Source organism: Massilia sp. BHUDP2, from assembly GCF_046236355.1.
Classification (GTDB): Bacteria; Pseudomonadota; Gammaproteobacteria; order Burkholderiales; family Burkholderiaceae_D; genus Telluria; species Telluria varians.
Window position 1 is genome coordinate 184,067 of sequence record NZ_JBJUVW010000001.1, and the last position, 14,686, is coordinate 198,752.

Sequence of the window (14,686 nt, forward strand, 5' to 3'; positions counted from 1 at the left end):
GGCGCCGCACCGGGAAGATCAGTGGTGCTTGAGCTCGACGCCCGGGGCCAGGCGGTACTGGGTGCCGCAGTACGGGCACTTGGCATCGCCGTGGTGGTCGAAATCGAGGAAGACGCGCGGGTGCGAGGACCACAGCGGCATTGCCGGATTCGGGCAGTGTGCCGGCAGGTCTTTGGCCTCGAGTTCCACCACAGGCATCGTCTTTTGGTTCATCTGTTTTTCTCCATAAAAGGGAAATGGCAAAGACAAGATTCTATCCGATTCAACCTGCATATCGAAATGATCGGTAGAATTACCAGCTGATCATAAACGAGCCCGGGGGCATTGCGCTGCCAGCCTGGCGCCGCACCCTTACATGCGTTTCATGCCCGACCGTTTCAAGCCCGTCGCCGCATCCGCCCCCTACGGCAGTTGCAGGAAAACAACATGACCCCGGCCCTGCCGCCGGGCCAGCAAGCCGCTGTCACCACGGAGCCCACCGAAGCCCACGACCCCGCCGCCTGGCGCGAGGGCTTCAAGACCGGCCTGCCTTCGCTGTTCGGCATCGGCGCCTGGGGCCTGGTGGTGGGCATCGCGATGGTCAAGAGCGGCCTGACCGCCGCGCAGGCGGTCGGCATGACCCTGCTGGTCTTCGCCGGATCCGCCCAGCTCGCTTCACTTCCCCTGATTGCCGCCGCCGCACCGATCTGGGTCATCTTCGCCACCGCCCTGGTCGTCAACCTGCGCTTCGTCATCTTCTCCGCACTGCTGGGCCCGCACTTCGCGCACCTGCATTGGCGCCAGCGCTTCCTGCTCGGCTACGTCTCCGGCGACCTGACCGTGGCGATGTTCCTGCAGCGCTATCCGACTGCCGAACGCGTGGCCGGCAAACTGTCTTACCTGAAGGGGCTGATGTACCCGAACTGGTTCGCCTGGCAGATCGGCTCGCTGACCGGCATTTTCCTGGGCAGCGCCATTCCGACCGAATGGGGGCTGGGCTTTGCCGGCACGCTGGCGATCCTGTGCATCATGGTGCCGCTCATCATCAACAATGCGGCGCTGTGCGGCGTCGCGGTCGCCATTGCGGTCTCGGTGCTGGCCTACGGCCTGCCGTACAAGCTCGGGCTGCTGCTGGCCGTCCTGGTCGGCATGGTCACTTCGATGTTTGTCGAAGAGTCCCTCGCAAAACGAAAGGCACGCAATGGCTGATTGGGAAATCTGGCTCACCATCGGCGTGCTGTGCGTCGCCACCGCCGCCACCCGCAGCTCGTTCTGGCTGATCGGCCACCGCGTCACCATCCCGCCGCGGGTGCAGGAGATGCTGCGCTATGCGCCGGCCTGCGCGCTGGCCGCCATCATCGGGCCCGACCTGCTGATCGACACCCAGGGCCAGACCCAGCTCACGCTGGCCAATCCCAAGCTGATCGCGGCGCTCGCCGCCCTGGCTTTCTACCTGTGGCGCCGCAGCATGCTGATGACGATCATCTTCGGCATGCTGGTATTCACACTGTTGCGCGTCCTACACGTTTTTGGGGCCCCGGGCTAATGTACAATGACGTTTTTTCACTTTTTCATTGTTGACTAGCCAATGGACGACGTTCTCAGTTTCACCCGTTTGCAAGACCTGATCGACCGCGATGCGCTGAAGAACAAGCGCGTATTCATCCGCGCCGACCTGAACGTGCCGCAGGATGACGCTGGCAATATCACCGAAGACACCCGTATCCGCGCCTCCGTGCCCGCGATCCAGGCTGCCCTGAAGGCCGGCGCCGCCGTGATGGTCACCTCGCACCTGGGCCGTCCGACCGAAGGCGAGTTCAAGCCGGAAGACAGCCTGGCGCCGGTCGCCGCGCGCCTGTCCGAGCTGCTCGGCCAGCCGGTGGAACTGAAGCAGAACTGGGTCGATGGCGTGGATGTCGCGCCGGGCCAGGTTGTGCTGCTGGAAAACTGCCGCGTCAACAAGGGCGAAAAGAAGAACAGCGACGAGCTGGCCCAGAAGATGGCCAAGCTGTGCGACGTCTACGTCAACGACGCCTTCGGCACCGCGCACCGCGCCGAAGCCACCACCCACGGCATCGCCAAGTTCGCGCCGGTGGCCGTGGCCGGCCCTCTCTTGGCAGCCGAGCTGGATGCGCTGGGCAAGGCCCTGGGCCAGCCGACCCGTCCGCTGCTGGCCATCGTGGCCGGCTCGAAGGTGTCGAGCAAGCTGACCATCCTGCAGAGCCTGGCCGGCAAGGTGGACAACCTGATCGTCGGCGGCGGCATCGCCAACACCTTCATGAAGGCCGTCGGCCTGAACATCGGCAAGTCGCTGGTCGAGAACGACCTGGTCGGTGAGGCCAAGCAGATCATCGACATGATGGCCGCGCGCGGCGCGCAAGTGCCGATTCCGGTGGACGTGGTCTGCGCCAAGGAATTCAGCCCGACCGCGGCTGCGACCGTCAAGGACGTGGCCGACGTGGCGGACGACGACATGATCCTGGATATCGGCCCGAAGACCGCCGCCATGCTGGCCGAGCAGGTGGCCAAGGCCGGCACCATCGTCTGGAACGGCCCGGTGGGCGTGTTCGAATTCGACCAGTTCGCCGAAGGCACCAGGACCCTGGCGATGGCCATCGCCAAGTCGAACGGCTTCTCGATCGCCGGCGGCGGCGACACCCTGGCCGCGATCGCCAAGTACGACATCGGCGACCAGATCGGCTACATCTCGACCGGCGGCGGCGCCTTCCTCGAGTTCCTGGAAGGGAAGACCCTGCCGGCAGTCGAGATCCTGCTCCAGCGTAAATCCAAACAATAAGTAATCAGTACCAGCGCAGCCCAGTGGCTGCGCTTCTCTTTTCAGAACCAAGGATTCCAGACACATGCAAGCTGCGCGCCCCCTGTACAACGCCACCAAGATCGTTGCCACCATCGGCCCGGCATCGACCGACTTCGACATCCTCGTCCGCATGATCCGCGCCGGCGTCGACGTCGTGCGCCTGAACTTCTCGCATGGCAAGGCGCAGGACCACATCGACCGCGCCGCCCTGGTGCGCCGCGCGGCTGCCGAATGCGGCGTCGAAGTGGCGATCATGGCCGACATGCAGGGTCCGAAGATCCGCGTCGGCAAGTTTGAAGAGGGCAAGATTTTCCTGAACAACGGCGACAAGTTCATCCTTGACGCCCGCTGGGGCGAGAATGGCGAGCTGGGCAACCAGGACCGCGTGGGCCTCGACTACAAGGCCCTGCCGCGCGACGTCAAGCCGGGCGACAAGCTGCTGCTGAACGACGGCCTGATCGTGCTGATCGTCGACAAGGTGGTCAACCACGAGATCTTCACCACCGTGAAGGTGGGCGGCGAGCTGTCGAACAACAAGGGCATCAACCGCCAGGGCGGCGGCCTGACCGCGCCGGCCCTGACCTCGAAGGACATGGAAGACATCAAGACCGCGATGAGCTTCCAGGCCGACTACCTGGCGATCTCCTTCCCGAAGAACGCCACCGACATGGAAATGGCGCGCCAGCTGGCCAACATCGCCGGCGAGCCCTACGGCCACAAGCCGATGATGATCGCCAAGATCGAGCGCGCCGAAGCCATCCCCGTGCTGCAGGAAATCCTGGACGCCTCGGACGGCATCATGGTCGCGCGCGGCGACCTGGCGGTGGAAGTGGGCAACGCGGCCGTGCCGGCGCTGCAGAAGCGCATGATCAAGATGGCGCGCGCCTCCAACAAGCTGGCCATCACCGCGACCCAGATGATGGAGTCGATGATCGTCAACGCCGTGCCGACCCGCGCCGAAGTCTCGGACGTGGCGAACGCCGTGCTGGACGGCACCGACGCCGTGATGACCTCGGCCGAGACCGCATCGGGCAAGTACCCGGTCGAGACCGTCGAAATGATGGCCGCGATCTGCCTCGAGGCCGAACAATCCGAATACAACAAGCAGGATGCAGATTTCCTGAATGTCCAGTTCACCCGCATCGACCAGTCGATCGCCTACGGCACCCTGTTCACGGCCCATCACCTGAAGGTGAAGGCGATCGTGGCGCTGACCGAATCGGGCTCGACCGCACTGTGGATGAGCCGCCACTCGATCGACACCCCGATCTTCGCCCTGACCCCGCTGCAGACGACGCAGCGCAAGGCATCGCTGTACCGGAACGTGCGAGCATTCCACCTGCTTCAGGAAGGTGGCAGCCATGCGGTGCTGCGCAAGGCCGAAGAGGTCCTGATTCGCGAAGGCATGGTGCGCAAGGGCGACCTGATCGTCGTGACCTGGGGCTCGCCGATGGGGCAGGCCGGCGGCACCAATGCGCTCAAGATCGTGCGCGTGGGCGAGCTGGACGAAATAGTTTCTTAATTGTTTGGAGTAATCAACCATGGCACTCGTATCGCTGCGTCAACTGCTGGACCATGCCGCCGAAAACGGTTATGGCCTGCCGGCTTTTAACGTCAACAACCTGGAACAGGTGCAGGCCATCATGGCCGCCGCCGACGCCACCTGCAGCCCGGTCATCATGCAAGCCTCGGCCGGCGCCCGCAAATACGCAGGCGAAGCCTTCCTGCGTCACCTGATCGACGCCGCCGTCGAAGCCTACCCGCACATCCCGGTCGTCATGCACCAGGACCACGGCCAGTCGCCGGCGGTCTGCATGGCCGCGATCCGTTCGGGCTTCTCGTCGGTGATGATGGACGGTTCGCTCGAGGCCGACGGCAAGTCGGTCGCTTCCTACGAATACAACGTCGAAGTCTCGCGTGAAGTCGTGAAATTCGCGCACTCGATCGGCGTGACGGTCGAAGCCGAACTGGGCGTGCTCGGTTCGCTGGAGACCATGAAGGGCGACAAGGAAGACGGCCACGGCGCCGACGGCACCATGACCCGCGAGCAGCTGCTGACCGACGTGGCCCAGGCCGCCGACTTCGTCGCCAAAACGCAGTGCGACGCCCTGGCCATCGCCATCGGCACCTCGCACGGCGCCTACAAATTCACCCGCAAGCCGACCGGCGACATCCTGGCGATCGACCGCATCAAGGAAATCCACGCCCGCATCCCGAACACCCACCTGGTGATGCACGGCTCCTCGTCGGTGCCGCAGGAACTGCTGGCGATCATCCGCGAATTCGGCGGCGACATGAAAGAGACCTACGGCGTGCCGGTCGAAGAGATCCAGGAAGGCATCAAGCACGGCGTGCGCAAGATCAACATCGACACCGACATCCGCCTGGCCATGACCGCTGCGATCCGCAAGTACATGTTCCAGAACCCGTCGAAGTTCGACCCGCGCGACTACCTGAAGCCGGCCCGCGAAGCCGCCACCGAGATCTGCAAGGCGCGCTACCTGTCCTTCGGCTGCGAAGGCATGGCTGCCAAGATCAAGCCGGTGCCGCTGGAGAAGATGGCCGAGCGCTACAAGGCAGGCGAGCTGGCCCAGATCGTCCAGTAAGCAGTGCGTCCATTGTCTTACCGCCCCAGGGGCGGTGAGACAATCTGAATTGACGTAAAATGTCGCATTCGGTCCAGGCCACCCCCGGCCTGGACGCCTTCACCGGAGGCCTTCTCCGGCTCTGTTTCCCTGATATCCCTTCTATGAACAGCCTCTACAAATCCACCATCAAGTCCCTGCCATTGCTCGGTCACGGCAAGGTGCGCGACAACTACGCTGTCGGCGACGACAAGATCCTGATCGTCACCACCGACCGCCTGTCGGCCTTCGACGTGGTCATGAACGAGCCGATTCCCGGCAAGGGCATGGTGCTGAACCAGATGAGCGACTTCTGGTTCGAGAAGCTCGGCCACATCGTGCCGAACCACCTGACCGGCGTGGCGCCGGAAAGCGTGGTGGCCCCGGATGAAGTCGAGCAGGTGCGCGGCCGCGCCGTCGTGGCCAAGCGCCTCAAGCCGATCCTGGTCGAAGCCGTCGTGCGCGGCTACATCATCGGCTCGGGCTGGAAGGATTACCAGGAAAGCGGCGCCGTCTGCGGCATCCAGCTGCCCGCCGGCCTGCGCCAGGCCGACAAGCTGCCGCAGCCGCTGTTCACCCCGGCCGCCAAGGCCGACATCGGCGAACACGACGAGAACATCTCGTTCGAGGAAATGGAAAACCGCATCGGCAAGGAACTCGCCGCCAAGATGCGCGACATCAGCATCCAGCTCTACACCACCGCCGCCGAATACGCCGCCACCCGCGGCATCATCATCGCCGACACCAAGTTCGAATTTGGCCTGGACGACAATGGCGTGCTGCACCTGATGGACGAAGTCCTGACCGCCGACTCCTCGCGCTTCTGGCCGGCCGACTCCTACGCGCCGGGCATGTCGCCGCCGAGTTTTGATAAGCAGTTCGTGCGCGACTACCTGGAAACCCTGACCGACTGGGGCAAGACCGCCCCGGCCCCGGCCCTGCCGCAGGACGTCATCGAAAAGACCCAGGCCAAGTATTTCGAAGCCATCGAACGCCTCACCGGCGAGAAGCTGAAGGCCTGAGAAGATGAGCGAGCAAGCAAACAAGCCAGTTGTCGGCGTCATCATGGGTTCCTCGTCCGACTGGGACGTGATGAAGAATGCCGTGGACATCCTGAAGCAGTTCGGCGTAGCTTTCGAGGCGCAGGTGATCTCGGCGCACCGCATGCCGGACGAGATGTTCACCTATGCGGAAACCGCACGCGAGCGCGGCCTGCGCGCCATCATCGCCGGGGCAGGGGGCGCCGCCCACCTGCCGGGCATGGTGGCCGCCAAGACCATCGTGCCGGTACTGGGCGTGCCGGTGCCTTCGAAGTACCTGCGCGGCGAAGATTCGCTGCTCTCCATCGTGCAGATGCCGAAGGGCGTGCCGGTGTCGACCTTCGCCATCGGCGAAGCCGGCGCCGCCAACGCGGCCCTGACCGCGGTGGCGATCCTGGCTGCCACCGACGATGCGCTGGCGCAGAAGCTGCTGGCCTTCCGCGCCGAGCAGACCGCGGCGGCCCAGGCCATGACCCTTCCCGTCCTGACGCATGAGTGAATCGTTTCTCCCATCCGCCAATCCGTCGGCCTGGCTCGGCGTGATGGGCGGCGGCCAGCTCGGCCGCATGTTCGCCTACGCCGCCCAGGCGATGGGCTACAAGGTCGCGGTGCTCGAGCCAGCCGCGGACTGCCCGGCAGGGCAGGTCGCCGAGCGCCTGATCAACGCCGGCTATGACGATGCGAACGGCCTGGCCGAACTGGCCCAGGCCTGCGTCGCCGTCACCACCGAATTCGAGAACGTCCCGGCCGACAGCATGGCCTGGCTGGGCGAGCGCGCTTTTGTTGCGCCGGCCGCCTCCTGCGTATCGATCGCCCAGGACCGTATCGCGGAAAAACGCTTCTTCGTCGAATGCGCGCCGAGCTCCGGCGTGATGCCGGCGCCGCACAAGACCATCGCCTCGCATGCCGACATCGACGCCATCGATGACGACCTGCTGCCCGGCATCCTGAAGACCGTGCGCATGGGCTACGACGGCAAGGGCCAGGTGCGCGTGCGCACGCGCGACGACGTGCGCGCCGCTTTCGATGCCATGAAGGGCGTCACCTGCCTGCTGGAGAAGATGCTGCCGCTGGCCTACGAGGTGTCGGTCCTCACCGCACGCGGGCATGACGGCGCGTCGGTGGTCTACCCGATCGCCGAGAACGTGCACCGCGACGGCATCCTGTTCACGACCACCGTGCCGGGACCGAACGTCTCCGCGGCCTGCGCGAAGCAGGCGCAGGATGCGGCGCGCGCCATCGTGGCCCAGCTGGGCTATGTGGGCGTGCTGTGCATCGAATTCTTCGTGCTTGCCGACGGCACCCTGGTGGTCAACGAGATGGCGCCGCGCCCGCACAACAGCGGCCACTACACCATCGACGCCTGCATCACCAGCCAGTTCGCGCAACAGGTACGCGCGATGGCGCGCCTGCCGCTGGGCGACGTGCGCCAGCATTCGCCCGCCGTCATGCTCAACATCCTGGGCGACGTCTGGTTCGAAGGCGACAGCGCTACCCCCCGCGAACCGGCCTGGGACCGCATCCTGGCACTGCCGGGCGCCAACCTGCACCTGTACGGCAAGGACGACCCGCGCCGCGCACGCAAGATGGGCCACGTGACCTTCGTGGCGCCGACGCTGGAACAGGCGCAGGACAGCCTGCGCCAGGCCTGCGCCATCCTCGGAATCCCGGAGTAAGGATGGCAAGCGAGAACATCGACCAGGCCGCCATCGAGGCTGCCGCACGCGCGCTGGAGCAGGGCGCGCTGGTCGCCTTCCCGACCGAGACCGTGTACGGCCTCGGCGCCGATGCCGAGAACCCGGCCGCGGTCGCGGCCATCTATGCCGCCAAGGGCCGCCCGCAGGACCATCCGGTGATCGTGCACCTCGCTCCTGGTGCGCCGCTCGACTACTGGGCCGCCGAGATCCCGCACGAGGCCCAGGCGCTGGCCGATGCCTTCTGGCCCGGCCCGCTGACCATGATCCTCAAGCGCGCACCGAACATCCCGGACGCCGTCAGCGGCGGCCAGGACACGGTCGGCCTGCGCTGCCCGTCGCACCCGGTGGCGATCGCGCTGCTGCGCGCCTTCAAGGGCGGCAAGGGCGGCGTAGCGGCGCCGTCGGCCAACAAGTTTGGCGCGGTCAGCCCGACCCTGGCCCAGCACGTGCGCGACGAGTTCGAGCAAGACGGCACGCTGGCCATGGTGCTGGATGGCGGCGCCTCGCAAGTCGGCATCGAATCGACCATCGTCGACCTGTCGCGCCTGGCCACCCACGGCCCGGTGCTGCTGCGTCCGGGCCACATCGGCGCCGAGGCGATTGCCGCGGTGATCGACCAGTTGCCAAGCGCCCCCGACGCCGCGGCCCCGCGCGTTTCGGGCACGCTCGAATCGCACTATGCGCCGCATACGCCGGTGGCGATGCAGGACAGCGCCACGCTGCGCCAGACCCTGGCTGAACTGGCGGCGGCGGGACGCAAGGTCGCGCTGATCCACTACTCGGACATGCCGAGCACCCACGCCGCGCTGCGCCTGCCGGCCACACCGGATGGCTTCGCCCATGCCCTGTACGCCGCGCTGCGTGCGATGGACGGCCAGGGCGCGGACCTGATCCTGGTCGAAGCGCCGCCGCAGGGCGGAGCCTGGCTGGGCGTCAACGACCGCCTGCGCCGCGCCGCGCACGGCTCGACCGGCATCGTCCACGGCCTGCTGAACCAAACCGCTCAGTAAGCGCGCGTCTTCGCACACCTGAAGCGTCTTCAGGCACAACGCCCGTACGTACGGGCGTTGTTCTGTGTCACACCGTTCAAAAACCCTTTCTTTCCGGACCGATAGCGGCGCTATAATCGCCGCCCGATCTGTTTGCCACGTGTCACTAAAAACTGACGTGCGGGTAAGCAATTCCTATACAAGCAAGTTGAACACTGGCATATTATTATGGAACGAATAGCACGCCCGTTCGTTTCAAATAAAATCAATCTAGGAGACACAATGCGTCAAACCAAACTCGCGCTCGCCCTGCTGACGGCAGCGGTGCTGGCAGCCTGCGGCGGGACCAGCCCAAGCGGCGGCGACCAAACGCAAAAACTCAGCTTCACCCAGCAGGTCTCCTTCGGCGACAGCCTGTCGGACGTCGGTACCTATGCTGTGGGCGCGGTCAAGCAGGCCGGCGGCGGCAAGTTCACCATCAACGGCGATGGCACCGCCAAGAATCCTGAGCTGAACGGCAAGATCTGGGTCGAATTCCTGGCAGCCGAGCTGAAACTGCCGGCGCCTTGCGCGGCCCAGACCGGCCTCGAAGGCGACGCGTCGCGCGGCTTCTCGGTAGCGATCAGCAACAACCTGAACTGCTTCAACTATGCCCAGGGCGGTTCGCGCGTGACCAACCCGATCGGCCCGGGCAACAAGGCCACCGGCTCGCCGATCGGCGAAATGACGGTGCCGCTGGTGACCCAGGTCGCCAACCACCTGTCCCGCACCGGCAACAAGTTCAGCGGCACCGAATTGGTGACCATCTTGTCCGGCGGTAACGACGTGCTGATGGCCCTGAGTACTCTGTCGGCCCAGGCCACGGCGGCAGGCAATGCCGCCGGTGCCCAGACTTTCGCCACCTCGCTGACCGCCCAACTGGCGGCCGGCGCGACCAATCCGCAGACCGCCGCCCAGGCGATCGGCGCGGCCATCGCCACCGAGAGCGCCCGTCCTGGCAATACCTCGCAGACTATCGTGGCTGCCGCCGTCGGCGCCGCCGCACGCCAGCCGGGCAACGCCGCCGTGGCCCAGGTGTCGGTCTACGGCCCCATGGTCACCAAGGCCCAGGCCGACGCCACCGCTGCCGGTGCGAAAGCCGGCGCCGACTACGCCGCCGCCAACGGTCCAAAGCTGGTCCAGGACCTGGGTACGGCAGGCGCGCAGATGGCGGCACTGGTGAAGAACGAGATCCTGGCCAAGGGCGCGAAATACGTCATCGTCGCCAACCTGCCCGACGTTGCCAGCACCCCGGCCGGCAAGTCTCGCACCGCCGACATCCAGCAGCTGATTACCGCCATGATCAACGCCTTCAATACCCAGCTGAAGAACGGCATCGGCGCCGACGACCGTATCCTGTACGTCGACCTGTACAGCGTCAGCAATGACCAGGTGAAGAATCCGGGGCCGTATGGCCTGACCAACACCACCAGCCCGGCCTGCGGCCCGAACGCACTGGGCACCACGTCCCTGATCTGCACAAACAGCAATACCGTGGCCGGTGACGTCAGCCGCTACATGTTCGCCGACGACATCCACCCGACGCCGTTCGAGAACAACCTGATCGCACGCCTTGTTCTCAAGGAAATGGCGGTCAAGGGCTGGCTGTAATCGACAGGCTGCACGACAGCGGAGGGCCCGCCACCAGGCGGGCTCCCATCACAGAATCAGGAGATAACATGAAAGTACGTTTCAACAGCGTCGTCAAGGTGCTGGGCGTCGTCGCAGCGCTGGCCTGCGCTTCGACCGCGTCAGCCCAGTCCGCCGGTCAGTTCACGGCCAAGGTCGGCCTCAACCAGCTCACCCCGAAGGTTGAAAGCGGCGACATCGGCGCCCCGGCCCTGCCGGGCTCGAAGGGCGACGTCGACCGGGACATTCAGCCGGTGCTGGTCCTGGCCTACGGCCTGACCGACAACATTTCGCTCGAGACCGCGCTGGGCACGCCCTACAAGCACAAGATCTACGGCGCGGGCGCCATCGCCGGCACCGGCCAGCTCGGCACCGTCGAGGCGCTGCCGGCGACTCTGTTCGCCCAATACCGCTTCGGTGCCCCGACGGCCACTTTCCGTCCCTTCGTTGGCATCGGCGCGACGTATGCCTATTTCATGAAGGAACGCGGCTCGGCCAAGATGACCGCGATTACCAACCCGGGCAGCGGCGTTCCGACGACCTTCAGCATCGACAACAAGTTCACTTACACCGCCCAGGTCGGCATGGCCGTGAACTTTACCGAGAAATGGTTTGCCGACGTCACGCTCAACAAGGCCCGCCTGCGCACCGACGTGCACTTCTCGACCGGCCAGACCCAGCACATGAAGCTGGACCCGGTATCGGTGATCCTGGCTGTCGGCTACAAGTTCTAAGCGGCGTTTCATCCTGCCCGAAGGCTCGCCGCGTGCGGGCCTTTTTCTTTGCGGCGCGCACGATGAAAAAAGCCCGCGCAAGCGCGGGCTGTCAAAGCTCCCAAGGAGAGGAGAGGAAGAAATCAGAACTTGTAGCGCAGCCCCGCCAGGAATTCGCGCCCGGTCACGTTGTTCACCACCACGCTGTTGCGCGCGCGGCTGATGAACTGGTCATTCGGCTCGTTGGTCAGGTTGACGCCTTCCAGCGTGAATTCCAGCTGCTCGTTCCACTTGTACGAGAGCGACACGTCCACGTTGAAGGTCTCGTTCTTGCCCTCGACGTCGTTGTTGTTCTGGCCCGGCACGCGGGTCAGGAAGGACGAACGCTTGGCGCCCGAGACGCGGGCGCTGAACTTGCCGTCGTCATAGTAGAAGGTCGCGTTCCAGGACTTCGGCGAGAGGTTCAGCAGGTCGTCGACGATGCGTTCGCTGCTGGTCGGCGAGACCGCATACTCGATCTTCGAGCTCACCTTGGTGTAGTTCAGCACCGTGCCGAAGTTGCGGCCCCAGCCCGGCAGGAAGGTGAACGGCTGCTGGTAGTTCAGCTCGAAGCCCTTCAGCTTGCCGCCATCGGTGTTGATCGGGGCCGTGACCTGGAACTGCTCGTCGCCGCTGAAGTTCGCCGGCAGCAGCGACAGCGGCAGGCCGGTCTCGCGGAAGGCCACGTTGGTGCGCAGCGACTGGATGTAGGTGTCGATGTTCTTCTGGAACAGGCCCAGGCCCACGAAGGCGTTCTTGCCGAAGTAGTACTCGAAGCTCGAGTCGAAGGTCTTGGCGCGGAAGGGTTTCAGCAGCGGGTTGCCGGTGTTGATGGTCAGCGTGCCGGTGGTCGAGATGGTGCCGCCCGGCGACAGGAAGCCCAGTTGCGGGCGGGTCATCACCTTGGCCGCGCCAAAGCGGACGATGAAGTCGCGGGTCAGGTTGGCCGCGATGTTCATCGAAGGCAGGGTGTCCTTGTACTCGTGGTTCACCTTCACCGCGGTGCCGCCGCCGGCGGCCTGGTAGCCGATCGCTTCCAGCTCGGTCTTCACGTGACGCACGCCGAAGTTGCCGCGCAGCGGGATGTCCCACAGGTCGTATTTGAACTCGCCCATCAGGTACAAGCCGTCGTCGCGCTCGGTGACGGTGCGGTTGTTGCCGCGCGCATTGCCGTTGGTGATCGAAGACAGGGTAAAGTCGCCCGGACCGCCCGCGGGGCCGGCCTTGATGCAGTTGCAGTAGATGTCGTAGGCGGCCGCGATGGCGCGCAGGTTCGGGATCACCCAGCCGGTCGCGTTCCCGGCCGGCATGTCGAGGCCCTTGCCGAAGCCGCTCACGGTCGTCGTCAGGCCGGTCGATCCTGCCGCCGGCGCGAAGATCGTGTCGTTCTGGTTCACGCGGCGGAATTCGTAGGTGTCCGACGCGTACTTCTTGCGGTTCAGGCCACCCTTGAAGCTCAGGTTGTCGCTGGCTTCCCAGGCCAGGTCGAACTGGCCGACGTCGTTGACGTTGGTCGCGCCCTGCGGACGGATGCGGATCTCGCTGGTGGTGGTGTTCGGCACCGTGGTCGGCTGGGTGCCGCTGGCCACTGCCGGCACGCCGATGATGCCCAGCGCGCCGTTGCTTGCCATCGGGTCGAACGGATAGCTGATCGCCGGCAGGCGCTCGTTGCCGCGGAAGTCGATGGTGTAGCCGTTCACGTTCAGCGCGTCGAGCGTGACGGTGGTCTGCACCGGATTGCGGAATTTCGAGTTCGCGCGGCCGACCTTGGCGCTCATGCTCCAGGTGTCGCTGAACTTGTGTTCCAGCGTCAGGGTCGGCTGGCTGAAGGTGGTGTTCAGTTCGTCGAAGCGCGATTCCGAGCGGATATCCACGCCGTTGTAGCGGCCATACAGAAGTGCGCCGTTCGGCGCGTATTGCGCTTCGACCACGCTCATCTGCGGCTTGCCGCCCTGGGCGGCGCTGCGGCTGAAGGACATCGCCTGCAGGAAGTCTTCCTGGCGCGTCGCATCCAGCTTCGAGTACAGCATGTCGAAGGTGAGCAGGGTGCCGCGTTGCGGGCGCCACTGCACCGAGGCGGTCAGGCCCAGGCGGTCCTGGTCGTGGGTCAGGCGGCCGTAGCGTGGCAGGCGCGGGTGGAAGTTGCCGGCGCTGCTGGCAGCGTTGTAGGCCTCGGTGGCCGCTGCGGATGCCGGCAGGCGCGGCACGCCCTGGGCCGCCGGGCCGCAGGTGGTGGCGGTGGAGTTGGCCGGGTTGTTGGCGACGCCTTGCGGCGCGCACCAGCCGCCCGATGAGGGACCGTTATCCCAGCGCACCGTGCTGAAGCCTTCTTCCAGCACGCGGCGTTTCGAGAATGCGCCCGAGACCAGCACGCCGAGGGTGCGGTCCATGAAGGTGTTCGACAGCATGAAGGCCACGCGCGGGTCGATCTTTTCCGAGCCGTCGTTGTACTTGCCCTTGGCCGCGATGGTGGCGTTGAAGCCTTTCAGGTCGAAGGGGCGCAGGGTCTGCAGGTCGACGGTGGCGCCGAGCGAGCCTTCGTCGACGTCGGCCGAGGAGCTCTTGCGCACGGTGAGGGAGCTGAACAGCTCGGAGGCGAATACATTGAAGTCGAAGCCGCGGCCGCGGTTGGTGCCGCCAGAGCTGTCGGTGCCGCCGGTGGTGGCCAGGCCCTCGATGCCGTTGATGCGCACGCGGGTGAAGTCCTGGCCCAGGCCACGCACCGTGATGTTGCGGCCTTCGCCGGCATCGCGGTCGATCACCACGCCCGGCACGCGCTGCAGCGACTCGGCCAGGTTCGTGTCCGGGAACTTGCCCATGTCTTCCGCCTTGATGACGTCGACGATGCCGCTGTCTTCGCGCTTGGCGTTCAGCGCGCTCTCGAGCGAGGCGCGCAGGCCGGTCACCTGGACGGTCTGGATCTGCTGCGGCTGGGAGGCTGGGGCGTCCTGGGCGAAAGCAGCGCCGATGGACAGGGGGGACACCGAGGCAGTGCCGAGCAGGCACAGGGTGAGTTGGCGTAAGGCGGCACGCGGCGCTTGTTTCATGCTGTCTCCATTGCGTTTTTATCTGTATCTGGTCAGGCCAGTTTTTAGATTTTACGGCAATATTGACAGATG

Annotated in this window: 13 protein-coding genes; 11 read left to right on the forward strand and 2 right to left on the reverse strand. The window is 65.4% G+C overall.

Translation table 11 applies throughout. The annotated features are described in order from the left end of the window. Positions 1-18: 18 nt before the first annotated feature. Entirely contained in the window at positions 19-213 is a 195-nt protein-coding gene (locus ACK6C6_RS00840; protein WP_027865446.1) for a zinc-finger domain-containing protein, read from the reverse strand. A gap of 213 nt (positions 214-426) precedes the next feature. On the opposite strand from ACK6C6_RS00840, the gene ACK6C6_RS00845 reads away from it, so the two are divergent. The 11 genes from ACK6C6_RS00845 (at position 427) to ACK6C6_RS00895 (ending at position 11,549) form a co-directional block, all read left to right on the forward strand. Next, a complete protein-coding gene (locus tag ACK6C6_RS00845) occupies positions 427-1,188 on the forward strand; it encodes an AzlC family ABC transporter permease (protein WP_409265416.1) in 762 nt (253 codons plus the stop codon). Beyond that, positions 1,181-1,525 carry an AzlD domain-containing protein gene (locus ACK6C6_RS00850; RefSeq protein ID WP_409265417.1) on the forward strand — a complete coding sequence of 115 codons (345 nt, stop codon included), beginning with the start codon at positions 1,181-1,183 and terminating at the stop codon, positions 1,523-1,525. The genes ACK6C6_RS00845 and ACK6C6_RS00850 overlap by 8 nt, the downstream gene beginning before the upstream one ends. Positions 1,526-1,567: 42 nt before the next feature. Further along, positions 1,568-2,776: a phosphoglycerate kinase gene (locus tag ACK6C6_RS00855; RefSeq protein ID WP_409265418.1), complete on the forward strand. Its 1,209-nt coding sequence runs from the start codon at positions 1,568-1,570 to the stop codon at positions 2,774-2,776. Between the two features lie 82 nt (positions 2,777-2,858). Further along, positions 2,859-4,319: a pyruvate kinase gene (gene pyk, locus ACK6C6_RS00860; RefSeq protein WP_152571001.1), complete on the forward strand. Its 1,461-nt coding sequence runs from the start codon at positions 2,859-2,861 to the stop codon at positions 4,317-4,319. Positions 4,320-4,338: 19 nt separating this feature from the next. Beyond that, the gene (gene fba, locus ACK6C6_RS00865; RefSeq protein ID WP_036213183.1) at positions 4,339-5,403 is read left to right on the forward strand and encodes a class II fructose-bisphosphate aldolase; all 1,065 of its coding nucleotides are present in this window, start codon (positions 4,339-4,341) and stop codon (positions 5,401-5,403) included. Positions 5,404-5,546: 143 nt separating this feature from the next. After that, positions 5,547-6,443: a phosphoribosylaminoimidazolesuccinocarboxamide synthase gene (locus ACK6C6_RS00870; RefSeq protein WP_036213180.1), complete on the forward strand. Its 897-nt coding sequence runs from the start codon at positions 5,547-5,549 to the stop codon at positions 6,441-6,443. 4 nt (positions 6,444-6,447) lie between these two features. After that, on the forward strand, positions 6,448-6,960 hold the full coding sequence (gene purE, locus ACK6C6_RS00875) for a 5-(carboxyamino)imidazole ribonucleotide mutase (protein WP_209587205.1): 513 nt from the start codon (positions 6,448-6,450) through the stop codon (positions 6,958-6,960). Then, positions 6,953-8,137, forward strand: coding sequence for a 5-(carboxyamino)imidazole ribonucleotide synthase (locus ACK6C6_RS00880; protein WP_409265419.1), 1,185 nt, complete (start codon positions 6,953-6,955; stop codon positions 8,135-8,137). The genes purE and ACK6C6_RS00880 overlap by 8 nt, the downstream gene beginning before the upstream one ends. A 2-nt stretch (positions 8,138-8,139) precedes the next feature. After that, complete coding sequence (locus tag ACK6C6_RS00885; protein WP_409265420.1) at positions 8,140-9,168, forward strand: L-threonylcarbamoyladenylate synthase; 1,029 nt, start codon at positions 8,140-8,142, stop codon at positions 9,166-9,168. Positions 9,169-9,429: 261 nt separating this feature from the next. Next, positions 9,430-10,797: an SGNH/GDSL hydrolase family protein gene (locus tag ACK6C6_RS00890; protein ID WP_409265421.1), complete on the forward strand. Its 1,368-nt coding sequence runs from the start codon at positions 9,430-9,432 to the stop codon at positions 10,795-10,797. A gap of 68 nt (positions 10,798-10,865) precedes the next feature. Continuing rightward, positions 10,866-11,549: an OmpW family outer membrane protein gene (locus ACK6C6_RS00895; RefSeq protein WP_209587209.1), complete on the forward strand. Its 684-nt coding sequence runs from the start codon at positions 10,866-10,868 to the stop codon at positions 11,547-11,549. Positions 11,550-11,671: 122 nt separating this feature from the next. Here the strand turns inward: ACK6C6_RS00895 and ACK6C6_RS00900 are convergent, their stop codons facing one another. Next, positions 11,672-14,614 carry a TonB-dependent receptor gene (locus ACK6C6_RS00900; RefSeq protein WP_409265422.1) on the reverse strand — a complete coding sequence of 981 codons (2,943 nt, stop codon included), beginning with the start codon at positions 14,612-14,614 and terminating at the stop codon, positions 11,672-11,674. Between the last annotated feature and the right edge of the window lie 72 nt (positions 14,615-14,686).

What these genes read in the sequence shown, in the direction of transcription:
- ACK6C6_RS00840 (WP_027865446.1), bottom strand. Translation starts at nt 213, where the DNA reads ATGAACCAAAAGACGATGCCTGTGGTGGAACTCGAGGCCAAAGACCTG.
- ACK6C6_RS00845 (WP_409265416.1), top strand. Translation starts at nt 427, where the DNA reads ATGACCCCGGCCCTGCCGCCGGGCCAGCAAGCCGCTGTCACCACGGAG.
- ACK6C6_RS00850 (WP_409265417.1), top strand. Translation starts at nt 1,181, where the DNA reads ATGGCTGATTGGGAAATCTGGCTCACCATCGGCGTGCTGTGCGTCGCC.
- ACK6C6_RS00855 (WP_409265418.1), top strand. Translation starts at nt 1,568, where the DNA reads ATGGACGACGTTCTCAGTTTCACCCGTTTGCAAGACCTGATCGACCGC.
- fba (WP_036213183.1), top strand. Translation starts at nt 4,339, where the DNA reads ATGGCACTCGTATCGCTGCGTCAACTGCTGGACCATGCCGCCGAAAAC.
- ACK6C6_RS00870 (WP_036213180.1), top strand. Translation starts at nt 5,547, where the DNA reads ATGAACAGCCTCTACAAATCCACCATCAAGTCCCTGCCATTGCTCGGT.
- purE (WP_209587205.1), top strand. Translation starts at nt 6,448, where the DNA reads ATGAGCGAGCAAGCAAACAAGCCAGTTGTCGGCGTCATCATGGGTTCC.
- ACK6C6_RS00880 (WP_409265419.1), top strand. Translation starts at nt 6,953, where the DNA reads ATGAGTGAATCGTTTCTCCCATCCGCCAATCCGTCGGCCTGGCTCGGC.
- ACK6C6_RS00885 (WP_409265420.1), top strand. Translation starts at nt 8,140, where the DNA reads ATGGCAAGCGAGAACATCGACCAGGCCGCCATCGAGGCTGCCGCACGC.
- ACK6C6_RS00890 (WP_409265421.1), top strand. Translation starts at nt 9,430, where the DNA reads ATGCGTCAAACCAAACTCGCGCTCGCCCTGCTGACGGCAGCGGTGCTG.
- ACK6C6_RS00895 (WP_209587209.1), top strand. Translation starts at nt 10,866, where the DNA reads ATGAAAGTACGTTTCAACAGCGTCGTCAAGGTGCTGGGCGTCGTCGCA.
- ACK6C6_RS00900 (WP_409265422.1), bottom strand. Translation starts at nt 14,614, where the DNA reads ATGAAACAAGCGCCGCGTGCCGCCTTACGCCAACTCACCCTGTGCCTG.